Annotated in this window: 23 protein-coding genes; 13 read left to right on the forward strand and 10 right to left on the reverse strand. The window is 64.9% G+C overall.

From position 1 onward, the window contains the following. Positions 1 to 109: 109 nt before the first annotated feature. The 4 genes from OG203_RS43740 to OG203_RS43755 are packed head-to-tail and all read left to right on the forward strand — an operon-like array spanning position 110 to position 3,299. The gene (locus tag OG203_RS43740; RefSeq protein WP_405163075.1) at positions 110 to 616 is read left to right on the forward strand and encodes a toxin-antitoxin system HicB family antitoxin; all 507 of its coding nucleotides are present in this window, start codon (positions 110 to 112) and stop codon (positions 614 to 616) included. A 47-nt stretch (positions 617 to 663) separates the two neighbouring features. Continuing rightward, positions 664 to 1,509, forward strand: a complete 846-nt coding sequence (locus tag OG203_RS43745; protein WP_405163076.1) for a DUF4097 family beta strand repeat-containing protein — start codon at positions 664 to 666, stop codon at positions 1,507 to 1,509. A gap of 45 nt (positions 1,510 to 1,554) precedes the next feature. Next, on the forward strand, positions 1,555 to 2,529 hold the full coding sequence (locus tag OG203_RS43750) for an ATP-binding cassette domain-containing protein (protein ID WP_405163077.1): 975 nt from the start codon (positions 1,555 to 1,557) through the stop codon (positions 2,527 to 2,529). Next, positions 2,526 to 3,299 carry an ABC transporter permease gene (locus OG203_RS43755; protein ID WP_405163078.1) on the forward strand — a complete coding sequence of 258 codons (774 nt, stop codon included), beginning with the start codon at positions 2,526 to 2,528 and terminating at the stop codon, positions 3,297 to 3,299. The genes OG203_RS43750 and OG203_RS43755 overlap by 4 nt, the downstream gene beginning before the upstream one ends. Before the next feature lie 68 nt (positions 3,300 to 3,367). On the opposite strand, the gene OG203_RS43760 is transcribed toward OG203_RS43755, so the two are convergent. After that, complete coding sequence (locus OG203_RS43760) at positions 3,368 to 4,012, reverse strand: FMN-binding negative transcriptional regulator (RefSeq protein ID WP_405163079.1); 645 nt, start codon at positions 4,010 to 4,012, stop codon at positions 3,368 to 3,370. 286 nt (positions 4,013 to 4,298) lie between these two features. Between OG203_RS43760 and OG203_RS43765 the strand changes: the two genes are divergently transcribed. From OG203_RS43765 to OG203_RS43780, 4 genes are all read left to right on the forward strand, one after another. Further along, entirely contained in the window at positions 4,299 to 4,649 is a 351-nt protein-coding gene (locus OG203_RS43765; protein ID WP_405163080.1) for a phosphopantetheine-binding protein, read from the forward strand. Between the two features lie 41 nt (positions 4,650 to 4,690). Further along, positions 4,691 to 5,458 (forward strand): hypothetical protein, encoded by a 768-nt coding sequence (locus tag OG203_RS43770; RefSeq protein WP_405163081.1) that lies wholly within the window; start codon positions 4,691 to 4,693, stop codon positions 5,456 to 5,458. A 39-nt stretch (positions 5,459 to 5,497) separates the two neighbouring features. Continuing rightward, on the forward strand, positions 5,498 to 7,078 hold the full coding sequence (locus OG203_RS43775; protein WP_405163082.1) for an amino acid adenylation domain-containing protein: 1,581 nt from the start codon (positions 5,498 to 5,500) through the stop codon (positions 7,076 to 7,078). Between the two features lie 320 nt (positions 7,079 to 7,398). Then, the gene (locus OG203_RS43780) at positions 7,399 to 8,355 is read left to right on the forward strand and encodes a hypothetical protein (protein WP_405163083.1); all 957 of its coding nucleotides are present in this window, start codon (positions 7,399 to 7,401) and stop codon (positions 8,353 to 8,355) included. A gap of 55 nt (positions 8,356 to 8,410) precedes the next feature. Here the strand turns inward: OG203_RS43780 and OG203_RS43785 are convergent, their stop codons facing one another. Beyond that, positions 8,411 to 8,983 carry an LmbU family transcriptional regulator gene (locus OG203_RS43785; protein ID WP_405163084.1) on the reverse strand — a complete coding sequence of 191 codons (573 nt, stop codon included), beginning with the start codon at positions 8,981 to 8,983 and terminating at the stop codon, positions 8,411 to 8,413. A gap of 446 nt (positions 8,984 to 9,429) precedes the next feature. After that, the gene (locus tag OG203_RS43790) at positions 9,430 to 10,143 is read right to left on the reverse strand and encodes an FCD domain-containing protein (RefSeq protein WP_405163085.1); all 714 of its coding nucleotides are present in this window, start codon (positions 10,141 to 10,143) and stop codon (positions 9,430 to 9,432) included. A gap of 138 nt (positions 10,144 to 10,281) precedes the next feature. Between OG203_RS43790 and OG203_RS43795 the strand changes: the two genes are divergently transcribed. The 3 genes from OG203_RS43795 to OG203_RS43805 are packed head-to-tail and all read left to right on the forward strand — an operon-like array spanning position 10,282 to position 13,919. After that, positions 10,282 to 11,397, forward strand: a complete 1,116-nt coding sequence (locus OG203_RS43795; protein WP_405163086.1) for a mandelate racemase/muconate lactonizing enzyme family protein — start codon at positions 10,282 to 10,284, stop codon at positions 11,395 to 11,397. Between the two features lie 15 nt (positions 11,398 to 11,412). Beyond that, the gene (locus tag OG203_RS43800) at positions 11,413 to 12,747 is read left to right on the forward strand and encodes a cation:dicarboxylate symporter family transporter (RefSeq protein WP_405163087.1); all 1,335 of its coding nucleotides are present in this window, start codon (positions 11,413 to 11,415) and stop codon (positions 12,745 to 12,747) included. After that, complete coding sequence (locus tag OG203_RS43805; protein ID WP_405163088.1) at positions 12,747 to 13,919, forward strand: mandelate racemase/muconate lactonizing enzyme family protein; 1,173 nt, start codon at positions 12,747 to 12,749, stop codon at positions 13,917 to 13,919. The genes OG203_RS43800 and OG203_RS43805 overlap by 1 nt, the downstream gene beginning before the upstream one ends. On the opposite strand, the gene OG203_RS43810 is transcribed toward OG203_RS43805, so the two are convergent. The 3 genes from OG203_RS43810 to OG203_RS43820 all read right to left on the reverse strand — a co-directional run bounded on the left by OG203_RS43810 (position 13,908) and on the right by OG203_RS43820 (position 17,304). Continuing rightward, positions 13,908 to 15,209 carry an NtaA/DmoA family FMN-dependent monooxygenase gene (locus OG203_RS43810; protein ID WP_405163089.1) on the reverse strand — a complete coding sequence of 434 codons (1,302 nt, stop codon included), beginning with the start codon at positions 15,207 to 15,209 and terminating at the stop codon, positions 13,908 to 13,910. The two genes, OG203_RS43805 and OG203_RS43810, sit on opposite strands and share 12 nt — an antisense overlap. Before the next feature lie 88 nt (positions 15,210 to 15,297). After that, positions 15,298 to 16,551: an alpha/beta hydrolase gene (locus OG203_RS43815; RefSeq protein ID WP_405163090.1), complete on the reverse strand. Its 1,254-nt coding sequence runs from the start codon at positions 16,549 to 16,551 to the stop codon at positions 15,298 to 15,300. Positions 16,552 to 16,902: 351 nt separating this feature from the next. Then, a complete protein-coding gene (locus tag OG203_RS43820) occupies positions 16,903 to 17,304 on the reverse strand; it encodes a nitroreductase/quinone reductase family protein (RefSeq protein ID WP_405163091.1) in 402 nt (133 codons plus the stop codon). 225 nt (positions 17,305 to 17,529) lie between these two features. Here OG203_RS43820 and OG203_RS43825 point away from each other — a divergent pair, with 225 nt between their 5' ends. Then, on the forward strand, positions 17,530 to 19,746 hold the full coding sequence (locus OG203_RS43825) for an MMPL family transporter (protein ID WP_405163092.1): 2,217 nt from the start codon (positions 17,530 to 17,532) through the stop codon (positions 19,744 to 19,746). Between the two features lie 6 nt (positions 19,747 to 19,752). Next, a complete protein-coding gene (locus tag OG203_RS43830) occupies positions 19,753 to 21,309 on the forward strand; it encodes a phytoene desaturase family protein (protein WP_405163093.1) in 1,557 nt (518 codons plus the stop codon). Positions 21,310 to 21,317: 8 nt separating this feature from the next. Here OG203_RS43830 and OG203_RS43835 read toward each other — a convergent pair whose 3' ends face one another. From OG203_RS43835 to OG203_RS43850, 4 genes are read right to left on the reverse strand one after another with little or no spacing between them, the layout of a single operon-like run. Further along, positions 21,318 to 22,400 (reverse strand): cytochrome P450, encoded by a 1,083-nt coding sequence (locus OG203_RS43835; protein WP_405163094.1) that lies wholly within the window; start codon positions 22,398 to 22,400, stop codon positions 21,318 to 21,320. Then, positions 22,397 to 23,518 carry a cytochrome P450 gene (locus OG203_RS43840; protein ID WP_405163095.1) on the reverse strand — a complete coding sequence of 374 codons (1,122 nt, stop codon included), beginning with the start codon at positions 23,516 to 23,518 and terminating at the stop codon, positions 22,397 to 22,399. Before OG203_RS43840 ends, OG203_RS43835 begins: the two co-directional genes overlap by 4 nt. After that, on the reverse strand, positions 23,515 to 24,909 hold the full coding sequence (locus OG203_RS43845) for an ABC1 kinase family protein (protein WP_405163096.1): 1,395 nt from the start codon (positions 24,907 to 24,909) through the stop codon (positions 23,515 to 23,517). The genes OG203_RS43840 and OG203_RS43845 overlap by 4 nt, the downstream gene beginning before the upstream one ends. Positions 24,910 to 24,945: 36 nt before the next feature. Further along, on the reverse strand, positions 24,946 to 25,539 hold the full coding sequence (locus OG203_RS43850) for a methyltransferase family protein (RefSeq protein WP_405163097.1): 594 nt from the start codon (positions 25,537 to 25,539) through the stop codon (positions 24,946 to 24,948). Between the last annotated feature and the right edge of the window lie 34 nt (positions 25,540 to 25,573).

Consider the following 25,573-nt stretch of genomic DNA (forward strand, 5'->3'; position numbering starts at 1 on the left):
TCACGTGGCGCCATCATGGCGCCACGTGATCGCGTGTTTTCGGCGGTGCTTGCATATCCATGGCGCCATCATTCTTGACTTGGCGCCATGATGGCGTTACTGTTGCGCCATGGACCTTACGCCTTATGTCGACAACCTCCAGCAAGAACTTCTGGCGGCGGCTGATTCGGGCGAGGCTGCCGCGATGGCACAGCGACTGGCTTCGTCGGTCGCGTCCGCCACCCGGTTGACCATGCTCGATGTGTTGTCCGCCGCTGCGGACGAGATCAGCAAGGACCTGGTACCCGGTTCGGTCGAGCTCCGATTGCGCGGCCGCGAGCCACATTTCGTGGTCACCCACGGCGAGGAGGCCGAGGACGACCAAGCGTGGGCGTGGTCGACGAGCACCGGCCAGGACGCGCCGGTCGTCGGCAACGACGGTGCCGTATCCAGGATCAACTTCCGTCCGCCGGAACAACTCAAACAGCGCATCGAGGCCGCCGCCGCCGCGGCCGGGATGTCGGTCAACGCCTGGCTGGTCCAGGCGGTCGGCGCGGCCCTCGCGGGCGACCCTCGGTCGAAGCGGGTGCGCAAGGACGGCAACCGATCAGCACGGTTCACCGGCTGGGTGGGCTGAGTACCGCAGGAACGAAAGAAAATACAACTGAGACAAGGGGATTCGTCATGCCAACCTTCGATACGCCGGAACCCATCGCGGTCACGCTCGTCGCGGGCAGCGCCGAGGTGCGCCTCGCCGCGAGCGCTCGCACCGACACCGTGGTGCGGGTCGAGCCGGGTAACAAAGCGAACGGGACCGACGTCAAGCTGGCCGAGAACGTCACAACCAACTTCTCCGCCGGTCAACTATCGGTCACCGCACCCGGCGGGTCGGGCGAGCGCAGCGCGATCATCGTCACCATCGAACTGCCGGTCGATTCCGGCCTGACGGCGAAGCTGGCCAACGCCCAGGTGCACGCGTCCGGCTCGCTCGGCGCAATCGACGTTCGGATGGACGCGGGACTGGTCCAACTCGACAGCATCGGCACACTGCAGGCGCGCCTGTCCGCCGGTGACCTCGTGGTCGGGCACATCACCGGTGCCGCCGAGATCGGCGGTTCGGCGGGCTCGGTACGGATCAACGAGGCCGACGGCAACGTCCGGTTCCGCAGCTCCGACGGGCAGATCTGGATCGGCGACGCCGCCGACGACCTCGACCTCAGCACCGTGAACGGCGGCATCGAACTCGGCAGCGCTGGCGGCAATGTCACCGCCAAGACGGTCGACGGCGCCATTCGGGTCGGCCGGTTGACGCACGGCCGCGCGGACCTGATGAACAGCGACGGCAACATCGAGATCGGCATCAGCGAGGGCACCGCCGCCTGGGTCGACGCGAGCAGCACGAAAGGGTCGGTGCACAGCGCGCTTCCGGCGCACACCAACCCCGACGAGTTCGACAGCACGGTCAAGGTGCGGGCACGCACCCAATCCGGAGACATCGTCGTTCGGCGCGCCGCCGACGGCAGCGCATAGCTGGACGACTACTCCAGCCAATCACAGGAAATGAAAGGAGGAGAGATGGCCGACATCTCTCCAATGGCGATCACGGCGACCGGCCTGCGCAAATCCTATGGTGAGCAGACCGTGCTCGACGGGATCGATCTGAACGTGGCCCCTGGTACCGTCTTCTCGCTCTTGGGCCCCAATGGTTCCGGCAAGACCACCACCGTCAAGATTCTCACCACCCTGATCCCGGCCGACGGCGGGGAGATGTGGGTCGGCGGGCACAGCGTGCTCGAGGACGGCCCGCTTGTGCGCGCGACAATCGGTGTCACCGGGCAGTTCTCGGCGGTGGACCGCTTCCTCACCGGCGAGGAGAACCTGCTACTCATGGGCGATCTGAACCACCTGCCCCGCGCCGAATCACGGCAGCGCTGCGCCGAACTGCTCGAGCGATTCGAGCTGGTCGACGCGGCGAAGAAGATCATCAGGACGTATTCGGGTGGTATGAAACGTCGTCTGGATCTGGCGATGAGCCTGATGGGCAAGCCGAGCATCATCTTCCTCGACGAACCGACCACCGGCCTCGATCCGCGCAGCAGGCACACCCTGTGGCAGATCATCCGGGAACTGGTCGACGACGGCGTGACCATCTTCCTGACCACACAATATCTGGAGGAAGCCGACCAGCTGGCCGACCGCGTCGCGGTGCTCGACCAGGGCAAGCTGGTCGCCGAGGGCACCCCGGCCGAGCTCAAGCAGCGCGTGCCAGGCGGGCACATCAGCGTGCAGTTCCCCGACGCCGACTCCCTCGACCGTGGCGCCCGCCGCCTCGGCGCGACGACCCGCGACAACGAGGCCTTCACCTTGCAGATCGGCGGCGGTAGCAGCGCCGCGGAGGTAAAAGCGGTGCTGGACAAGCTGTTCGACGCCGCCATCCCGGTCGACACGGTGTCGGTGCACACGCCGGATCTCGACGATGTCTTCTTCGCGCTGACCGGCCACGGCAAGTCCGAGAACGAGAAAGAGAACGAGAAAGTGAGTGCGTCATGACCACCGTTGCCAGCGCGGTCGCCGATTCGTCGACCATGGTGCGCCGGGAACTTCGGCACACCTCGCGTAATCCGGGCCAGCTCATCCTCGCGATGTTGGTGCCGCTGATCATGCTCCTGCTGTTCAACTACGCGTTCGGCGGTGCCATCGGCACCGGCGGCGTCAAATACATCAACTATGTGGTTCCCGGCATCGTGCTCATGGCCGTGAGCTACGCCGCTCAGGGCACCGCGATCGCGGTCAACACGGATATGACCGAGGGCATCATCGACCGGTTCAAGACGATGGCGATCGCACGACCCTCGGTGCTGTTCGGCCACGTCATCGGCAGCACCCTGCGCTCGCTGCTCGGCATCGGGATCGTCGTGATCGTGGCGCTGGCGATCGGGTTCCGGCCCAGCGCCAACATCCTGGAGTGGCTCGCGGCGATCGGTCTGATCGCACTCACCTTGTTCGCGGTCGCTTGGCTCGCAACGGCTTTCGGCCTGATCGCCAAGAACCCGGCGGGCGCGTCGAGCATGACACTGCCACTGGCGTTGCTTCCGTTCCTCAGCGGCGCCTTCGCGCCGACCGACGCCATGCCGGGCTGGCTGCGCGCGTTCGCCGCCAATCAGCCGATGACCCAGATCATCGAGACGCTGCGCGCGCTGCTGCTCGGCGGGCCGATGGGCAATCATGCGTGGCTGTCGGTGATTTGGTGCTGCGGTATCGCCGCGGTCGGCGCCGCATGGGCCGCCTCGGTATTCACCCGTCAGACCGCCGTACAATAATCGCTGAAAATCTGTGCAATAACACGCTTCCGGTGTCACCAATGGATTGGTGGCACCGGAAGTTCTTTTCAGGCAAGCCGTTTCATCAGTTCGGCGGTTTCGCGATGCGGGCACGACCCACGGTCCATGAACGCGGACACCACGCGTTCCCTGACCGCCGGTTCCTGCTCCTGACTCAACTTGAACATGCCGTCGGTATGCGAGACGACGAACCGGAACGCGCCGACGGCGGGCAGCAGTTTCTCGAAGTACTCGATCGAGCCGGACATGTCCCAACCCGCGCCGAACTCGTCCTCGTACGCGCGCACGGTCGACTTGACGACCTCCATCGTCTCCACCGCCGTCCCTATCTTCTGCAGTCGGCCGTGCACGTGCACGGCCGTGTAGTTCCAGGTCGGCGCCGCCGGTTCGGTGCGGTAGACGGTCGGCGAGACATAGGCGTGCGGACCAGTGAAAACGAGCACCGCGTCGGTGCTCGACGACAGTGCCCGCCAGTGCGGGTTCGCCCGATTGAGGTGGCCGAGCAGGACCGTGCCCGACAGCTCGGGCGGCGGCTCGGCGGGCGGTGGTTGCCGGAAGATCACCGGCAGATGCGTCGCGTAGGGCACCTCGCCCGGTCTGCCATTCGTCAAGAGCAGGGCAAGGGGATTGCGCCGCAACAGCTCGACCAACCAACTGCTGTCCGGTGTGCGGTATTGCGCGGGAACGAACATCCGAAAGGTTTCCTTTCGCTGATTATGAATCCTGGCCATTGCGGAACAGGCCGGGTCGGCCGCCGCGAATAGTGACCGGGTAAGTCACAGCTGACGCGATGCTGTCACAATCGCCGGTGAAATCGGTCCGCGCAGGGATGGAATGTCCTGCCGACAAGACATCGCTTGCCGCTCATCGCCTTTCGCTTGCCAGATCACGACGGGTCCGATGAGAATCGAGAACATCAGTCAATTCCCGTGTCGGGAAAAAGAATTCGGCTGAGTCAAGAACAAATGGAGCATGACTATGCCCTCTGACGACCTGTCCGCCCGGCTGGCAAAGCTGTCGCCCGCCAAGCGGGCCGTGCTGGAACACATGTCCCGCGAGGTGGCCGACGCCGCCACGCGCAGCCCGATCGAGGCCGAACTGGTCACGATCTGGCGCGAGGTGTTCGACAACGCCGGAATCGGCGTCACGGACAGCTTCCACGTGCTCGGCGGCGACTCGATCACCAGCCTGCGGGTGGCGGTGCGGGCCGATGCCGCTGGCATACGGATCACCTCCCGCCAGATCCTGGAGGAGGAGACGATCGAGCGCCTCGCCCGCGTGGCGGGCACCTCGGACGCGTGGACGCGCCGAGTCGACGAGACGTCGTGACCCGATTGGGCATCACCCACTGAGAACATCCCGGGGAGAGCATGATGTGGAACCTGGTACGCGCCGAGAAGCTCGACGCGGAACTGCTGAAAGCACTGCTGGACAACGAGATCGCGGCCGTCTCGGTGCCGGAATTCCTGTCCGAGCAGACCCGCCGCGACGCGGTCGACGGCATCGAGCGGATCGGGCTCGACTACTACCGCGATGTCGAGCCGCCGGTCGGCCGCATCGGCATCACGCAGTACGAGCACCGGCGCGGCGAGGAGAACCGCCGCGCCTATTTCGCGGCGGCGCCCGCGGCCAACCAGCGCAGGCGGAAGGTGTTCGCGCAGAGCGGTGACCTGCTCGAGCTCGTGACCGACGCCATCGCGGCGGCCTGGCCTGGCACGGTCGGCCTCGCCTACGAGGGCGACCAGGAGTACTTCGCCGGGCTGGTCCGGGTGATCCGCAAGGGACTGCTGCATTGCGACTGGGCGCCCAATGACGCGCCGGGCTGGGCGATCGGGGCGGTCGACGCGCAGATCACCTGGAACGTCTTCTGCCAGATGCCAGAGAGCGGCGGCGTCACCTACGTGCACAACCGGCCTTGGGATCCGGGCGCTGAGGAGGCGCTCGTCCCCGGCAGCTACGCCTACGACTCGTCGCTGGTCGATGGCTGCGCCCACGTGCGCATCGAGCCGTCCCCTGGCGAACTCATCCTGTTCAACAGCCGCAACTTCCACAGCATCGAATCCAGCGAGGGCGTGGAGCGGATCAGCGTGAGTTCCTTCGTCGGCCGGATCGGCAGCGACCTGGTGCTCTGGTCCTGAGTGGGCGCACAGCGGGAACGGGACACGGGAGGGGCGCGGATGACGAACGACGGCGCGGACTGGCTGCCGGTGCACGCGATGGTCGAGCGGTGGGCCGAAAAGACCACGGACGCACCGGCGTTGTGGCACGAGGGCAGCGAGATCGGGTACGGCGAACTCAACGCGCGGGCGAACACCATTGCCGCGGAACTCATCCGGCGTGGCATCGGCGCGGAACGTCTCGTCGGCATTTCCATACCGCGCTCGCCCGAGCAGATGGCCGCGGTGTTGGGGGTGCTCAAGGCGGGCGCGGCGTATCTGCCGCTTGACCCGGCCTACCCGGCGAACCGTCGCGAGTACATGGTGCGCGATTCCGGCCTGCGCACCGTGCTCACCTGCGGCACTGGGCTTTTGGGCATCCCGGCCGGGGTGGACATCATCGACCTCGACGACATCCCCTCGGACGGGGCGATCCGCGATCCTGGCATCGCCGTGCGACCGGACCAGCTCGCGTACGTGATCTATACCTCGGGCACCACCGGCAGACCGAAAGGTGTCGAGCTCACCCACGGCGGCCTGGCGAACGTCATCCGCGCCTCGCTGACCGACTTCGCGCTCGACCCGTCTTCCCGTGTGCTGCAATTCGTTTCGTTCAGCTTCGACGCCTCGGTGTGGGAGATGTTCATGGGTCTTGGGTCCGGCGGCACGCTCTGCCTCGCGCCGCCGGATCTGGCGGCGGCCGAGCATTCGATCGATCGCACCATCCGAGACAGCCGTGTCACGCTGATCTACCTGCCACCCGCACTGCTGTCGACGATCGATCCGGCGACCGTCCCCGAGATTCGCACGGTGATCACCGGCGGCGACCGGATCTCGGCCGAGCTGCGTAACCGGTGGGCGGAGACGGCCACGTTCTTCGTCGGGTACGGTCCGACCGAGGGCACCATCGTGCAGACCTGGCAGGAGTGTGCCGTGCGGTCGCCGAGCGTGCCGTCGATCGGTCTTCCGATCGCGAATGTGCTGCTGTACGTCCTCGACCACAACGGCGATCCGGCGCCGCCCGGCGTGGTCGGCGAGGTGTACGTCGGCGGCATCGCCGTCGGACGCGGCTACCGGCATCGGCCAGGACTCGCCGCCGCCCGCTTCGTCGCCGATCCGTTCTCGCCGACGCCCGGCGCGCGCATGTATCGCACCGGCGACCTCGTCCGGTGCACCGAGGACGGGGCGATGATGTTCGTCGCGCGGGCCGACCAGCAGGTCAAGATCCGCGGCTACCGGATCGAGATCGGCGAGGTCGAGGCCGCGCTACGGGTGATCGACGGGGTGCGCGAGGCGGTGGCCGTCGCCGAACCGGGCGTGAGCGGCCTGCCTCGGCTGATCGCCTACGTGGTCGCCGAGGCACCCGCCGAATTCGGCAGGTCGGTGCGGGCGATGCTGCGCGACCGGCTGCCCGACTACATGGTGCCGTCCGTCGTGCACGTCGTCGATCATTTCCCGCTGACGGTCAACGGGAAGATCGATCGCAAGTCCTTGCCCTCGCTGGTTCGCTCGGCGACCGATCCGGTGGCGCAGGCGCTCGCGCGAGTGGAGTCGATGTCGGACGAGCAGGCTCGCGCGCTGCTCGACGCCCTCGGCCAGTGATACGAAAGCACCGGCGTCCTGAGTTCGGTGAATTCGCCGAATGATAGCGATCGAGTGCGCTGCGGCAATCTTTCGAGAATGGAGTGAATGCCGGAGGATAACCGGCTAATAAGGAAAACGTAAAGATATATGGCTTCGGTCGGGAGCCTGTTCCGTGCCCGGTACGTTGGGTACCGGTGCCGACGTGGCGCCGGATATCTGATCGAGATTCATTGGGCACGGGACGCATTGTGGTTGCTACATTTTTGCCACCGCGAGCATTAGGGGAGCTCGCCGCGGACCAGTCCGTCAATTTGTCCGATCTGTCCGCTCTTTCGAAGGTGCCCAAGAGTACGTTGTCGCGGCTGTGGCGCGACGAGACCTGGCTCGACCGCGCGATGGGCCCCACGCTGCAGCAATTGATAGCCGTGCTGCCTGGATTGGGTGAGTACGTCATGGCCCGCAGCTACGCGTCACGATTGTCGGACGTGCTGCGCGCGTGCGATGAAGTCGGCTTGATCGTGCTGCCGGACCGGGTACGCACGCTGACCGAATCGTGTCCCATTCAGTATGTGACGAATGCCTTGGCCGCCGCGGTCGCCATTATGCAACTCGATACCGCCGGTGCCTTTTCTCAGCTGGCTCGACGCTGGGGTGATCAACAGGATATCGCCATCGACGCGCTCTTCGCTCGATCGCCGAACGGTCTGCTCGACAATCCAGGGCCATTGACAGCGCAGAGTTCGAGAATAGTCGAATTGTCCGATACCAGGGACAACTCCATGTATTCGACGGTCGGCCATGGCATCCTGGTGCACAAGCTGACGAAGTTGAACGAAATGGCGGCGGTGGAGATATCGTCCGGTTGTCGTGACCGTCGGTCGGCCTTCACGTATCGTAGCGCCGTCATCGGTAGGTTGTTGCGGGCCGAGGATATAGCCGCGGCGGACGCGTATCGGGCGCACGTGCGGGACAATGACCTGTTGCTGCGCACCGAATTATGGTCGCTCGCTTCTTATAGCGCGGACGTGCCATTGACACCGGATTTCTCGTTGCCGCCGACGACCTTACGCGGCACGGCCGAGGAAGTGTTGCGCGATATCCTGATCAGGAACAATACGTATCTGCATTATCTGGTCACCAGCGCGATACCGGTGCTGTTGCGATACGACGCCAGCTTCGGCGGTAAACGGCTGGAGTTGGTCAGCGCGATCACCGACCGCATCGAACGCGGTGCCTATCGAAGGACCGAAGCCGCGGCGATGGCGTTGGCTCGCTCCGTGCTGCACGATTGCTGACCTGAAGGGCCCACACCGGGCGATGTGGGCTGCGTCGGCCGGTGTGGGTGCGTGATCAGGCTGGTATCGCGGTGGTGCGATCGAAGGTCTGCTCGGCCGCGCGATCGAGGGCGAGCAACACCCATTCATCGAAGTCGATACCCGTGTGGGCGGCCGCTCGGCGCCAGGACGGCAAATGGCTGCTTGCGATCGGCAGCCGCGCGATAGCGGCAGCGACAACATTGTCCTGCGGCTTTTCGCGTTTGGCGGGATCGACCTGTTCTTCTCGAATGCGGTTGCGCAGTTGCTTCGTCGTCCACGTCTCTTGTTCGGTCTGGTCGAGCCACCAGTCCTGTTCCTCCACCGGCAGCGAGGCGACCTCGGCGTGATGCTGAAAGCTCAGCCGGGAGCGACGCCGCTCGAGCGGGAATCGACGCGCGACCCAGGCATAATTGCGCAGGGTTTGATACTGCAGCCCGGCGGCACGGATGGCGCGATGATAGCGGTCCGGAAAATGACGCTTACCGTATACGAGCCAATCGCCGAGACACCAGGTGGAGGAGTCGACAACGCCGGAGAGGCGATGGCCGGCTTGCTCCCATGACTCGAAGCACAGTTGGTCGGTGATCTGGAGTCCTACCGAGGTCATCAGCATGTACTCTTCAGCGGTTTCCGACCCATTCGGCGCTCCCGCGAAATCGGCGGGCGCTGGCGGCGTCAATGCCGCGTGGTTGGAATAAGATCTGTTGAGTCTGTTCATAACGAAACTCCGAACTCTCTTGACAAAGTACGGTCGCGTTCGCTGTCTATTCGCGGGTGATAGTCGCTGGCATCGTTGGCAGTTGGCGAACGGCAGGATCAGGCAGGCCCCCGAACGGCCCGCAATGCAGGCACCTGATCCGTGGTCGGGTAGTGAATTTGGTGCTACGTTTGCCCCCGTTGCTGCCGACGCGTCGACCGTGGGATAGCAGTCGACGCCCTGTGGCGAGTCGAACTTAATCGCTCCGGTTGGAGATTTCCCGACTGTATACGTCCCGGCCGGTACGAATCGATGGGTGTACCGCGCGCGCATTGCCTATTGTATTTCGGCTGAATTTATGATAAAGGTGACGGCGCTGTATCGGGCCCGGTCACTGCGGCGAGCATTCGCTCTTTGCCGGAAAGGATGTGTGCTTCCATCAGTCGCCCAGCGGTCGCGGTGTCGCCGGCGGCGATGGTGTCGAGGATTTCGCCGTGTTGATCGTTGGAGACGCAGCGGGCGGCGTCGGATTCGAGGCCATGGCGGCGGAACAGGTGTAGCTCTTTGGAGACGTCGTCGTAGAGGTCGGCCAGGCGCGGGTTGCCCGAGAGCGCGACGAGGGTGCGGTGCAGGTCGACGTTGCGCGGGTAGTAGTCGTCGACCGCGGGGACGGCGGCCTGGAGCTGTTCGACCTTCGCGCGTAACTCGGTCAGCTGCTCGGGCGTGATGCGTTCGGCCGCAAGGCGTCCGGCCAATCCGAACAGGCTGGCGCGAATGTCGTAGAGCTGGGCGGCCTCGGCCACCGAGACCTCGCGCACGAACATGCCTCTGTTGGTACGGAATTCGACCAGCTTGCCGCGTTCCAGCTGACGCAGTGCCTCGCGCACCGGTCCTCGGCTGACGCCGAGCCGCGCGGCGAGCGACGACTCGTTGATCCGGTCGCCGCCGGTGAGCGCGCCGGTGATGATCAACTGCTCGAGTTCCTCGGCGATCAGCTGCAAGAGCGAGCTGGACTGGTGTTCAGCCACTCGGCGCTGCAGCGCGGTCATCGCCTGCGTCTGTTCGGTCATCACCGTCACTCCCTTTACCCACACCGGGTCAACAGCTCCGCAGTCTCGCATAGTGAATCGTCAATTGCAAATCGTTGACAGTTGACGATTCGTGCGCGCAAACTCACTCCACCGTCCATGGAAAAGAAGGAGGACGGAATGAGAATCAAAGACATCCGGGCCAGCGTGCACACGACCTCGATCGACGTGCCGCTACTGAGCGAGCGAGTCAGCGGCTACGGCCGCGAGGAGCAGCGCGAGTTCGTATTCTGCGAGGTGGAGACCGACGATGGTCTGACCGGTGTCGCCCTGACCGGGCACTTCCTGGCCAGGGCGGTGGTGGTCGCGCTGGAGCGGCACTTCCTGCCCGCCGTCGTCGATATGGATCCGCGCGAAGTGGAGGCCATTCATCAGAAGGTCTGGCGCACCCTGAATCCGCGGACCATGACCGGGGTGGTGTCGAGCGCGCTCTCGCTGCTCGATATCGCGCTGTGGGATATCAAGGGCAAGGAGGCGGGCCGCTCAGTCGCCAGCCTGCTCGGTGGCGCGCGCACCGAGGTGCCGGTGTATGTGACGTTCGGCTTCCCGCAGTACGACCGCGAAACCCTCTGCGCCGCAGCTCAATTGCAGCTGGATCAGGGTGTTACCGCGCTGAAGCTGGTGGTGGCGGTCGACAAGGGCGGCTGGCGCGAAGACGCGGCGCGCATTCACGCGGTCCGCGATGCGGTCGGCCCCGACATCGACCTGATGATCGACGCCAACTACCTGTTCACACCCACCGAGGCCGCGTGCCTGTGCCGTGCCGTCGAGGACGCGAACCTGACCTGGTTCGAGGAGCCGCTGCACCAGAACGACGCAAGGGCGATGGCGGATCTGCGGCGGCACACCAGGATTCCGCTGGCCGCCGGGCAGATGGAGGGGCATCGTTGGCGGCTGCGCGAGCTGGTCGAAAAGCAAGCCGTCGATATCCTGCAGCCGAATGTCTGCTACTGCGGTGGCTTCACCGAGGCGCGCAAGGCCGCGCATCTCGCACAGATCTACAACCTGCCGCTCGCGCACGGCGGCGGCTGGCCGCTGTTCAATCTGCACACCCTGGCCGGGCTGATGAACGGCTGGATTCTCGAATGGCACCTCGGCATGGTGCAGGTCGGCGAACTGCTGTTCCCGGACGCGCCGAAACCCGTCAACGGCCGGATCACCGTGCCGGACCGGCCTGGTCTAGGCCTCACGGTCGATCGCGCGGCATTGCGCGACACGCTCGTTCGTGACCAGTGATGTGCGGCGATAGCAATGAGCGATACGGCAACCGAGGCGGCGCCGGAGTCGATGACGCCGCATCCGCGGTGGCGCAGGCTGGCCACCAACACCAGCTTTCAGGTGCTGGTCGCGGCGATTCTCGCGGCGATCTTCGGCATCGTCGCGCCGGACGCGGCGGCGAGCACGCAGCCGATCGCGAAGGCGTTCATCGCGCTGATCCAGATGCTCATCGCGCCGATCGTCTTCCTGGTGATGGTCACCGGGATCGTCGCGACCGGCGGGATGAAGGCGGTGGGCCGGATCGCGGCGCGGGCGCTGATCTACTTCGAGATCGTCACGACGGTCGGCATGCTTGTCGGGTTGCTCGCGGTGAACCTGCTGCGACCCGGCGCGGATGTCGCGCCACCGGCACACGCCTCCGGTGACCTGTCCAGCTATGTGAACGGCGGCACCGGCCACAACTCGTTCGGCGACTTCCTGTCGGAGATGGTGCCGGACAACGCGGTCAACGCGTTCGCCACCGGCAGCATCATCCAGGTGCTGATCTTCGCGGTGCTCTTCGCCATCGCGTTGCTGCGGATGCCGGATCGGATCTCCCAACCGATCGTGGACGGCTGCGCCAAACTCAGCGACGTGTTCTTCCGGATGATCGGCATGATCATGCTGCTCGCGCCGATCGGCACGTTCGGCGCAGTCGCCGCGACGGTCGGCAAGTACGGACCGGAAACCCTTACCGCACTGATGAAGCTGGTAGCGGTCTCCGCCGTCGCGTTGGTGAGTTTCGTGGTCGTCGTGCTCGGCGGTGTCTCGCTGCTCGCGGGATTCTCGCTGTGGCGGCTGATCAAGGTGCTGCGCAAGGAGTTCGCGGTCGTGCTCGGCACCTCGTCCTCGGAAGCCGTACTGCCGCAACTGATGCAGCGACTGGAACAGATCGGCTGCCGCCGCAGCGTGATCGGTTTGGTTGTGCCGACCGGGTTTTCGTTCAATCTGGACGGGGTCGCGGTTGTCGTGCCCATCTGCGTGGTCTTCATCGGCCAGGTGTACGGCATACCGCTGAGCTTCGGTGACCAACTCGGACTGTTCCTCATTTTCCTGGTGTTGTCGAAAGGCACTGCCGGAGTGAGCGGTTCGGCCTTCATCACGCTGGCCAACACGGTGGCCGCGACCAGCCTGGTGCCCGTCGCCGGACTAGCGCTCGTCCTCTCGGTCGACCGCTTCCTCTCGCTGATGCGCGCCCTGACCAATGTCCTCGGCAACGCGGTCGCGACCGTCGTCATCGCGCGATGGGAACCCGACGGCATCGATCGTGAACTCGCCGCGAGAACCATCGGGCTTACCCGCCCGAAAACCACAGTAGGAGAGAAGTAATGCCACGAATCGTCGCTATTCACGAAGGTGTTGTGCCGATCAGTTCCTCGATGAGCAACGCCTTCATCGACTTCAGTGCCATGGACTGTTCCATCGTCGCGGTGGTCAGCGATGTGATCAGAGACGGTGAACCCGTCGTCGGCTACGGCTTCAATTCCAACGGCCGCTACAGCGCGGGAGAGATCTTGCGCCGCCGCATCATCCCGCGGCTGATGCGGGCCGATCCGGACGAACTGCTGACCGAGGACGGTGCCGCCATCGATCCCGCGCTGGCATGGAATCACATGCTACGCAACGAGAAGCCGGGCGGGCACGGCGAACGATCGGTCGCCGTCGGCGTCGTCGATATGGCGCTGTTCGATCTGGCCGCCAAACTCGCCGGACTGCCGCTCTATCAGTGGCTTGTCCAGCACTACGGTCTCGGCGCGCCGGACGAGGAGGTATTCGTCTACGCGGCGGGCGGATATTACGCACCGGACAAGGGGCTGACCCAGCTCCAGGACGAGATGCGCGGGTTCCTCGAACAGGGCTATGACGTGGTGAAGATGAAGATCGGTGGCGCGAGCCTGGCCGACGACGTCAAACGGGTCGAAGCGGTGCTGGAGGTACTCGACGGCGACGGCTCGCGCCTAGCTGTTGACGCCAACGGCCGATTCGATCTCGACGCCGCGCTCGACTACGGTCGGGCCCTCGCGCCGTACCACCTGTTCTGGTACGAGGAACCCGGCGACCCGCTCGACTTCGCCCTGCACGCAACACTTTCCGAGCGCTACCCGGGTCCGCTGGCCACTGGCGAGAACCTCTTCTCACTGCCGGACGCCCGTAACCTCATTCGCTACGCGGGCATGCGTCCCGACCGCGACTACCTCCAGTTCGACCCCGTGCTCGGCTACGGACTCGTCGAATACCTCCGGATCCAAGACATGCTTCGTCAGCACGGTTGGTCGGCTCGCCGGTGCATTCCCCATGGCGGCCACCAGTTCTCGCTGCACATCGCCGCGGCCCTTCGGCTCGGCGGTAACGAGTCCTATCCCGGCGAATTCCAGCCAACCGGCGGCTTCGCGGACGACGCCGTCATCGAGCACAGCCGACTTCGCCTCACCGATACACCCGGTATCGGGTTCGAGGACAAGGCTGAACTGCACCGCGTCTTTCGTGCCTTACACGCCTGACGGCGGTAGGGGAGGCAATTCGAGGTTGTCACGGAAGGTGGTGCCGAGGTAATCGGTGCCGATGATGTTGCGGCGCCGGAGTTCTGGGAGCAGGCCGTTGAGCAGGAAGTCGCGGGTGCGTGCGTCGGCGAGGCCGCCGAGGCTGATCACGTCGAGCACGCCCGCGTCGTAGCGTTCGGCGATCGTGTCGGCGAGTTGCTCCGGCGTGCCGGCGGCCGCCCAGTGACCGGTGTCCTTGGCCGCGACGATCAACTCGCGCAACGTTTTTCCGGAGCGGGCGAAGTTGCTGAAGATCTCGACCCGGCCGCGGCGTCGGCGCACCGACCGCACGTCGGGCAGCAGCTGTTCCGGGATCGGCTGATCCAGCGGGAGACCCGATAGATCGATGCCGCCACCGAGCATGTCGGCCAGCGCGATCCGACCGGCGTCGAAATCGGTGGCCTCGGCTCGCTCGCGCACCAGGCGACGGACCTCGGCTTCGGAGGCGCCGTAGGTCGCGTGGAACGAACTCATGATCAGGGGCAGTCCGTCCGCGCGCCCCAATTCCGTTGCGCGGGTGCGGATCTTCTTCGCGTAGGTGATGGCGTCAGCCAGGGTCGGCAGTGAGGTGAAGACCACCTCGGCGAATCGCGCCCCCAGTTCGACACCGGCCTCGGACTGGCCGGCCTGGAACTGCACCGGACGTCGCTGCGGCAGCGGCGGGATGTTCAACGGTCCACGCACCGTGAAGTACTTGCCCGCGTGGGTAATCGGCCGGACCAATTCCGCGTCGAGGAGCGCGCCGCCGTGCCCGTCCGCCGTCAGCGCGCCGGGCCGCCAACTGTCGAACAGCGCGTTGACGACCTCGAGTGATTCCGCGGCGCGCTCGTAGCGTTCCTCCGGTGACGGCAGATCCTGGTCACCATAGTTCTCCTCGCCCACCGACGAGGTGACCGCGTTCCACGCGGCGCGCCCGTTGCTGACGTGATCGAGGGTGCCGAACAATCGGGCCAGGTTGTACGGATGATGGAAAGTCGTTGTCACCGTGGCGATCAGGCCGACATGGGTGGTCACCGAACTCAACGCGGACAAGAAGATCAGCGGCTCCTGCGCCCCGATCGCCCCTTGTGTCCCGAAGCTCAGCAGGTCCGCGGCGAACAGCGCGTCGAACTTGTTGGCCTCGGCCAGCTTTGCGATCTCGATCGCCGATGCCACCGTGGATTGCCCCGGATCCACCGCGGCCCCATACACATCCGGCGAACCACTGACTCCGGTAACGGTTTTCAACGGCCGCCGCCGTGTAGCACCCACCCCTCGACGCTAGGGGGCCTGATCGCCCGCCGCGATGGTTAGCTTCTGCGTGAACGAAACTGACCGAGCCTGCACTCGAATCCGGGCGCTATCGTGTCGTAAGGGGATCGAGCAGGTAGTCGATTTCGCGGTGGGTGGTGTCCGGGTCGTTGAGGTAGGCGGTGTGGCCGTAGCCGTTCCAGGTCACCAGGAATGATCCCTGGATTCGGCTTGCCATTGCTTCGCCCCAGGGGTGTGGGGTCGCCGGATCGTGTGTGCCTGCCACGATCATGATCGGGGGTGCCCCGTGCACCTCGATGGGGGAGGCTGGGTTGGCTGCGGTGATCGGCCAACCGAGGCAGCCTGCCTGTACGTCGGCGCCCTCGACGTTGCCGCGGGTGAGCGGTGCGGTGCGGCGGGCGGTGGCGATGCGGTCGGCGAGGTCGGTGAAATCGCGGACATCGGTGGGGAAGTCGTGGCACATGATGGTGCGGTAGGCGGGTTTGCTCGCGTCTACTCCGTCGGGCTCACTGAAGCCGGAGGCGTCCGGCGTCATCGCGACCGCGTCGGCAATCGCGTTTGCCAGTCGGGGCCACAAGATACGCATGCTGAGCATTCCGTAGGTGCCGGTGCCGATCTGTGCGGCGGTAAGGCCGGGGGCGGTGCTTTTGGCGGGCACAGGTTGGTGTTCTGCCCGGTCGAGCAGATCGCGATAGTCGACGGCGACATCGCGATCGTGCAGCGGGCAGCTGGTGTCGGATCGGCACCAGTCGGCGAAGCCAGCGAAAGAGTCCTCGGCACTGCGGGTTTCGTCGAGGAAGAACTGCCGCGCGGTGACCGCGTGATCGACCGGTCCGTCGAGTACGGCGGCACGAATGTTGGCCGGGTAGAGGTGGGCGTACGTCGCGCCGAGCAGGCTGCCGTACGACAGGCCGAGCCAGGTGAACTTGTCCCCGCCGAGCGCGCGGCGGGCCGCCTCGAGATCACGGGCCGCGCTGACGGTGTCGACATGCTCGAGCAAGGGGCCGGTAGCCCGTAGGCACTCCGTGCCCACCGACCGGTTGTAGTCGGACAGCGCGTCGAATTCGGCAGCACTGGAAGGAAATTCGGTCACATCCCGGCTGACCGGCGGAATCGGACAGGTGATGGCAGGGCGGCTGTCGCCGACGCCACGCGGGTCGAGACCGATGATGTCGAATCGGTCGCGCAGCTCCGCAGCGAAGATGTTGGGATAGTCCCGGACACCCCACACCGGCGCTCCACCGGGACCGCCCGGATTGAAGAACAATGGCCCGATGCGCAGCTCAGGATGCCGTGCGCGCTGGCGAGCAAGCGCAAGCGTGATCCGATCACTCGCTGGCACACCCCAATCCAGCGGCACCCGCAACGAGGCACACTCGGCCCCGTTGTCCCCACACGGCCGCCAAACCGGTGTCTCCAGTTGAACACCCGCGACGGGATCCGCAGGGCTGTCCGGACGATGCGCAGCACACGCACCGGAGAACACTGTCGCGGCAATCAAAAACATGCTCGCGAGCAACCGCGTCGAGCGGCGCATCACCCCTTGGCGCACGCGGTCCCTCCGCCGGAGTGGAATGCTCATGGTCCGTGCCCGGTGACGACACGACGGGTGGTTTCGTAGTCGGTCATAGCCCTACCTTGCTTGCGAACCGATCTTCACGCAAGGACATATAGATCGACCGGCATCGGTGAATTATGCTGGGCTGCTATGGATCTCGCCCGTCGACTCGCAAACCACGACGGGGATCTCGCGGGTCGTTCGCTGCTGGTACCAGCCGTAGCGTCGATATGTTTTGACGATCCGCGGCCACAGTTCCGCCCGCTCGGTGCCGGTGGCGGTCCGGGCTCGGAAGCGGCTGCGCTGTCCGTTGATAACTAGTTCTACCTCGGCGTGCGCCACAAGGTTCGCGTACCAATCCGGGTTACGGTCGTCCCCACCCTTTGCCGCCACGAGTACGACTCGGTGCTCGTCGTAGATCGGTGCAACCAGGAGGCAGCTACGGATGACTCCGGACCTGCGCCCTCGGGTGTGTAATTGCACCGTCGGTGGGGATTCGAAGGTGGTCGAGAAAATCCGGTTCCCGGTGACACGCATAACCCAGCGGTGAATAGGGTTTATCCCTTTACAGTATGTATCTGTCAAGAGCTGAACAGCGGTACGCTTAGTCGCCGTCAAGGATTTCACTCTCCGCTCGTCTTCGCGAGTTCGGTTGCCGTGCCGTCTTATTGAACCGGCACCGTCGCGGTTGAACAAGGGTTGCGTTCCGCGCCGGATGCCGAGAGACTCCACTGTGTGCTGAGGTGCCTTGCTGTTCTCGCGGTGCGCCGACGTCGGGGTGTCCTCATCGGCGCGGTGCTTGCCGCCGTCCTCTTCGCGGCACTGGGGGCCGGGACAGCGACTCGGCTGCTCGCGGGCGGATTCGTGGCGCCAGACGCGGAGTCTTCCCGTGCCACCCGGTTTTTGAGCGATCACTTCGGGACCGCGCAACCGAACCTCGTGCTCACCGTCACCGCGGCCGACACCGTCGATAGCCCGCAAGCGCGCGCCGCCGGTGACAGCCTTGTGTCGTTGCTCACCGCGCGCGGTGACGTCGGCGATATTCAGTCGTACTGGACCGCGTCGATGGCACTGCGGACAGCATTGCACGGCAAAGACGGAAAGACCGCACTCGTTCTTGGCCATATCGCCGGTGACGAGACACGAATACAAAAGGCCGCCAAGGAGATCAGCGACAGTGTGCCGCGATTCGCCGGCGTCACGGTCGCGGTCGGCGGATACGCGGCAACCTTGCACGACGTCAATGACCAAATCGTCAAAGACCTGATTCGCGCGGAGATGGTGACGCTGCCCCTTGCGGCACTCGTTCTCGTTCTCGTATTCGGCAGCGTTGTCGCGGCGCTGCTACCGCTGGTTATCGGCCTGTTTTCCATCGTGTCGACCCTCGCGATCTTGCGCGCGTTCACCCTGGTGACCGACGTTTCGGTCTTCGCCCTCAACACCGCTACCGCGCTCGGTCTTGCGGTCGCCATCGATTACAGCCTGTTCATCGTGAGCAGATACCGGGAGGAGTTGGCCGCGGGCGCGGACTACGAATCCGCGGCGTTGATCGCCGTCCAGACCGCGGGCCGCACGATATGGTTCTCGACCGTTGCGGTAGGGATCGGTATGGCCGCGCTGTTCGTCTATCCGATGTATTTCCTGCGGTCGGTCGCGTACACGGGTATCGCGGTCGTCGCCTGCGCCGCGGCGGCCTCCATTGTCATCACACCGGCGTTGCTTGTCGCGCTCGGCCCGCGCATCGATAGATACAATGTCGCCTCGGCGTTTCGTCGAATCAGCAAAAGCCAACCCGGACAACCAGAGTCGACGATATGGTATCGGACGGCAACCGCGGCGATGCGGCGTCCGATGTCGGTCGCGGTGGTGATCACGGCAGCACTGCTACTCCTCGGCACGCCGTTCATTTCGATCCAACTCGGATATCCCGACGACCGAGTGCTCCACCGGGGAGCGGCACCGAGCCGGGACGTCGGTGACCTCCTGCGTAAGGATTTCGCGCAGAATTTCGATTCGGTCACCTACGTCGTCCTGCCGGATTTCCAGGGCGACGACGTTCAGTTGAGTCGGTATGCCGCTGACATGTCCAGGGTCACGGACGTTTCGACCGTGCTGTCCGGCGGCGGGATATTCGTCGGCGGCACGCAGGTCTTCCTCGCGCCGCCGGGATACCGCAACGACGCGGGGGCCGTAGTGGCCGTGGCCACCTCGGTCGACCCGTTCTCGGACCGGGCGAAAACCGAACTGTCGGCGTTGCGCGCGATACCGCCACCCGGCAAGGTCATGTTCACCGGGAACGCGGCAACCAATGCGGACTTCGTCGCCGCCATCATGGCCGGCCTGCCCGCGGTCGCCCTCTTGGTGATGCTCTCCACATTGTGTGTGCTGTTCGTGTTGACCGGAAGTATCGTGCTACCCGTCAAAGCGCTTGTTATGAACATGTTGTCGTTGACCGCGGCGTTCGGCGCAATGGTATGGGTATTTCAGGAAGGTCATTTCGCCGGGCTGTTCGGATTCACGCCGACCGGATACCTGAACGCCAGCATCCCTATCCTGATGTTCTGTGTTGTCTTCGGGATGTCGATGGACTACGAGGTCTTCCTGCTGTCCCGAATCCGGGAGGAGTGGCTGAGTTCGGACCGGACGGGGGCGAGCAACACGCGCGCTGTCGCGATGGGCATAGTACGCACCGGTCGCATCTTCACCGCCGCGGCAGTATTGATGGCGATCATCCTCGGGGGCCTGGTTACCGCTAAAGTGACATTCATCCAGATGTTCGGGCTCGGCCTGGCGTTGACGGCGATCGTCGACGCGACCGTTGTTCGGCTGCTGCTTGTCCCGGCCTTCATGCGCATGCTCGGGCGGTTCAACTGGTGGGCGCCAGGCCCGATGCGATCGCTGCACGAGTGGATGACCCGACCGGCGCCGAATCGAAAGGGGGATAGGGAGATGGACCCGGCGACGGGCACCATGCCCTGACTGCTGATGACTGGAAGCGTTGACGCTGTGGTGATCGGGGCGGGGCACAACGGGCTCGTGGCCGCGAATCTGCTGGCAGACGCCGGGTGGGATGTCCTTGTGCTCGAACAAGAACCGGATTTCGGTGGCGCGGTCCGTTCCGCAGAGCTGTTCGACGGTTTCCAGACCGATCTGTTCAGCGCGAACTATCCGCTTGCCCCGGTCTCGCCGGTGTTGCGCGGCCTGGATTTGGGCGATTTCGGCTTGCGCTGGGCATACGCCCCGACCGTGCTCGCCTCAGCCAGGACACCGGCGGACGGCGTCGGTCTCTACCCGGATCCACAGCAGACCGCCGACGAACTCGGCCGCCACCACCGCGCGGACGCCAAGGCATGGTTGGAGTTGCTTGCGCACTGGCGTCGAGTGCGAGATCCGTTGCTGCAGATCGGGATCGGCGGTATGCACCCGATTCGGGAGGCGGTCCGGCTGCTGCGTGCCGAGGGCGTGCCGGAGCTGACGCGTCTTGTTCGGTTCCTGACGTTGCCCGCCGACACCATGGCCCGTGAACTGTTCCGCAGCGAGCATGCCCGGCTGCTGCTGCTCGGCAACTGTGGTCACGGCGACCTGGCCGTGAACGCCCCGCTCTCCGGTGTTACCGGCTGGCTACTGACCATGCTCGCCCAGGACACCGGCTTCCCGTGCCCGGTGGGCGGTGCTGGCGAACTAACGAAAGCGCTGGTGGCCCGCGCCCGTGCGGCCGGTGCCGAATTGCGCTGCAATGTAACGGTTTCCGGCCTGGAAGTACGAGCGGGTCGTGTGAGCGCGGTACGCACGGCGGATGGTGCGACGATCGCGGTACGTCGCGCGGTGATCGCCAATACCTCAGCGCCTACCCTGTATCGGAGCTTGCTGCCTGCCGACGCGGTCCCCGATCGCGTGCAGCGGGATCTGCGCCACTTCACCCCGGACAGTGCCGTGGTGAAGGTTAATTATGCGGTGTCGCAACCTATTCCGTGGCTCGCGCCGGAATTGCGCGGTGCCGGTACCGTGCACCTCGGCGCGGACGAGCGCGGCCTACTCCGCTGGGGCGCCGAGCTGGCCTGCGGCGCGATACCGGCTCGACCGTTCATGCTCTTCGGCCAGATGACCACGTGTGACCCCACCAGATCCCCGACCGGGACCGAATCGGCCTGGGCCTACACGCTTATGCCGCACGGCGTCACCGACGACGACTCCGCCGAACTGCTCGCGAAGAACATCGACGCGGTCATCGAGGCGCACGCGCCGGGCTTCGCCAATGCCTTGGTCGGCCGAAATGTCCAGCGCCCCAGCGATATGACGGCGATCGGCACCAGAATCGGCGGGACGATGGCCCTGCACCAACAGGCCATCTTCCGGCCGCTACCCGGACTCGGCGGGCCGGAGACGTGCGTCCGCAACCTCTATCTCGGAAGCTCCGCCGCACATCCCGGCGGTGCCGTCCACGGTGCGTGTGGCGCGTTCGCCGCACGAGCGGCGTTGCGGCAGAACGGCATTCGTGGTCGTGCGCGCCGCCGCCTGTACACCGTGATCGCCGGACGTTGAGCGTGGTCTCATGATCTTGGGGGAGCACCGTCCACCCGTACGGGAAGCTCGCGCAGGCCGTACACCGAGGCCGACGTACGCCACTGCAGCTCCGCTGCCGCCGGGCGTATCGCCGGAAAGCGAGTGAACAGGCGAGTCAGCGCCTCGATCATCTGCACCCTCGCCAGGGCGGCGCCGAGACAGACATGCGGGCCTTTGCCGAAGGCGACATGACCTCGATATGGCCGTCCCAGGTCCAACCGGTGCGGATCGGGGTATGCGGCCGGGTCGGTATTCGCGCCGTGCAGGTCGAGTATGACCGTTGTGCCAGCCGGTATTACGCGATCGCCGACCCGCTGATCGACCAGTGCCATGCGCTTGAGCAGCCGGATCGATCCATTGAGCCTGAGTAGTTCTTCGACGGCCCGTTTCGGGTCGGCATGCAACAGGCCGAGCTGGTCGGGGTGCTCCAGCAGTGCGAGCACAGAATTGCAGATAGTGTGCGCCACCGAGTCCTGACCTGCTGCGAGTAGCAAAATGCAGACCGAAAGGACTTCATCCACCGTGAGGTCACTGTGCTCGACGATGGAGCTGATGAAGTCGTTGCCCGGACGGTCTGCCCGTTCCAGTATCAGCGGCGTCAGAAAGAGGCTGACGTCGAACGCGGCGTCGAACGTCGCGGCGAGATCGTCCGCTGTCGAGTCCACCTCGAGTATCTTCACCAGATTCGGCGTGTGCGCACGGAAGAGGGCGGCACCCTCCGCGCCGACATCCATCAGGTCTGCCATGACGGCAAGCGGCACGATCTCGGCGTAATCGGCGAGAATATCGAATTCCGCGCCGAGCCCGTCCAGGATGGAATCCACGGTCACGGCGATATTCGGCACGGCCTGTTCGATCGCTCTACGCGTGAAAGACGGTCTGAGCAGCCGCCGCAGCCGCGTGTGGCCGGGCGGGTCCATCAGGATCAGCATCGAGGGCGGAATGTCGCGCGTTGCCGCTGGGGCATCGGTGAATCTGCTCGGATCGCTACTCCAGCCCGGACCGCGCAACACCTGGAATACGTCTTCGTAGCCGGAAAGGACAACCGCGGCATCGGTATTCGCGTTCATCGGTCGGCTCCAAGCTCCGGTGCGCCACGGAACTCAGGACCGAGTTTCACCGGAAGCGCGAGGAGCCCCTGTAACTCCTTCATCGTCCGCCACTGCGGCCGGTGACTGTCGACTAGTCGAATGTCGGGAAACCGCGTGAAAAGCCGGGTCAATGCTTCGCCGGTCTGGATTCTGCCCAAGGTGGCGCCGAGACACATGTGCGCGCCTTTGCCGAGCCCGACGTGCGCTCGTGGTTGCCGGGTCAGGTCCATGCGTTCCGGGTCGGCATAGCGCCGCGGATCGGTGTTGGCACGATGCAGATCGACGACAACGGTAGTGCCGGTAGGTATGTCCAGATCGCCGATCTTCTGGTCTATCAACGCCGTTCGCTTGAGTAGCCGGATCGATCCCGCCACCCGGAGTAGTTCTTCCACCGCCCGTGCCGGATCGGCGAACAGGTACTTACGCTGGTCGGGTTGTCGCAGCAGGGCCAGCACGCCGTTGCTGATGGTGTCCGCCGGCGTCTCGTAGCCTGCCGCGAGCAGGATCATGCAGATCGCCAGGACCTCGTCGACCGTGACACCGCCGTACGCGAGCAGGCCGCTGATGAGATCGTTGCCAGGCCTTTTCTGGCGATCCACGATCAACGGCGTGAAGACCGCCGTCAATTCGAATGCCGCGTCGATACTGTCCGCCAAATCGGCGGCATTGGAGCCGACCTGCAGGATTTTGACGACGTCGGCGGTGTGGATGCGGATTGCCTCGGCGGCCTCGGGACCGACGTCGAGGAGCTCGGACAGCACCGCAAGCGGGATCAACTCGCTGTAATTGTGCACCAGGTCGACTATGTCCGAGGTCTCCTCGGCGAGCCCGTCGAGTACCGCGTCGACAATGGTCGAGATCAGCGGTCGAATGGGCTCGAGTGCGCTCCTGGTGAAGGTCGGGTTCAGGATCTCGCGCACCCGATGGTGATCGACCTCGTCGAAGAACATCAGAAAGATCGGCGGAATCTTCGCCGCCTCGGGTGGCGCGTCGTAGTGCAGGCGCGGATCATTGCTCCAGCCGACCCCGCGCAGCACCGAAGAAACGTCCGCATAGCTGGTCAGCACCAGCACCTCGTCGATGGGGACATCTTTCACGTTCGTGCCCTCCAGAATTCCTGGTCCAACATCCCCGTCGCGGTAGCGGGTTCGCCGTCGCGATCCCATTCGCACCGGATCGTCTCCCATGACCCCGTCGACCGCAGGCCAGCGAGGATCGAATACATGCCGAGCTCGACCCGGAAGATCATCAGCATGTCCGGCGGCATCGAAAGGCGGGACACGACGTTCCGGTGCGGACCGATCGGCGAAAACTTCTCGCGCACACCGGATTCGGTGGACACGGGGTCGAAGGTATAGGGCTGCGGGCCCGTTAACAGATCGAGGCCCGAACGAAACCATTCCAGCGTGTCGCTCGGCGTCAGATCCGTCGTTGTCTCGACGGCCCCGGATTCGAGCAGACCGGCGAACAGGGCGTTCGCGTCGCTGTCCACCGCGGCGTTCATCACCGATTGCATGGCGACGACCAGATGTTCGGGATATCGCTTCACACAGCCGAAGTCGAGAAATGTCACGCTGCCGTCGGCGTTGAACCGGTAGTTCCCCGGATGCGGGTCCGCGTTGAACAGGCCGAATCGCCGTACGCTTCCGATGGTGAACCGGTAGACCGCTTCGCCCCACTGGTCACGAAGCTGCTCCTCGGCCTCGACCGCTTCCTCGTAGCGCATACCGTCGGCGAATTCTTGCGTCAGCACTCTGCTTGTCGAGAAGTCCGGTAGGACCGTAGGTATTCGAATGAACGGATGGCCACGGTAGGCCGCGCTGAATTCGTTCTGGTACTCGGCCTCTGTCCGGTAGTCGATCTCGTCGCCTATTCTCGCGGAAACCTCGGTGGCGAGCGAGGTCATGTCGGCGTGCAGCAGGCCAGGAGCGGCCGTCTTGGCCATCTGGAAAAATGTGGCAAGCAGTTTCGTATTGGCGAGATCGGCTCGGATGGCGTCGGCGACTCCCGGGTACTGGATCTTGACGGCTACCTCGCGCCCGTCGAGCAGGCGGGCGCGATGGACCTGACCGATCGACGCGGATCCGACTGGGCGGCGGTCGAATTCGGCGAATACCGACGGCAACGACCGTCCGAGTTCCGCTTCGACAATCTGCTCGGCGGTGTCGAACGGCATCGGCTCGACGTCTTGTTGCAGCCGCGCCAGCGCTCGGGCGTACACGCCCTGGTGTTCATCGATCAGCGTGGATCCGAGACCGGTGAACGACAGTATCTGCCCCGCCTTCATCAACATTCCCTTGGATCTGCCCAGGTACTCGGCGTACTGCTTGGCGGTCTTCTCGTGATGCTTTCGCATGGCATCGGCGTCGGAGCCACGGCGTAGCGCGGCGACCAGTGTTGCGGCGGTGGTATTACCGGCCATGGCGATGAGCGGAACGGTGCGTGCGACTCGCCCACGTCGCGGAATCGGTGAATCTTCGGCTGCCATTCCTAGTCCTTTACTGCATGATCGATGTCGGCGATATCAGGCAGGCGTGCCCGGCATTCGCTTGTCGAGGAGAACTTCCGGACGACGTATCGGCACGAAGCGTCGCACCCTGCGCTGATAAGAGGCGTTGACCTCGCCGAACACCCCCTGTAAGCGCCGATCTTCCAGCGGTCCGTAGATTGCCAGCACCGCGACGTTGACCACCGCGAGCGCGATATTGCCACCGAGCGCGATGATCAACCCGGTCGAGCCCAATGTCCCGGCGAAGGCAATGGGGTGGCGCAACCAACTGTAAATTCCCCGAACCAGATGGGCAGGCGGTGTCGTTTCATACTCGTCGGCGAAGCCGACAGACGCCAATCCGATCGCGCGGACCGAAGCGACAACGAGGAACACACCGCTCAGAGTCACTGCCAATCCGATCGCGCGGAGTGGCCAGCCGACTTCGCTCGCCGAGCGGATTATCGTCAGGTCGGCCACCGCGGAAATAATGGGGCCCATTTGCAGGACGAACAATCCGGAGAATCCGGGAATGATCTGATAGTGCGCCGCGCGCTGATAGGCGGTACTCGGATCTTCCCGTATATAGCGACGTCGGCCTCTCGGAAACAAGATCGAGAGCCAGATCAACCACACCGACCACCCGAGGATCTGCAGCACGACG

The sequence above is a fragment of the Nocardia sp. NBC_01499 genome (assembly GCF_045040275.1).
Taxonomy (GTDB): Bacteria; Actinomycetota; Actinomycetes; order Mycobacteriales; family Mycobacteriaceae; genus Nocardia.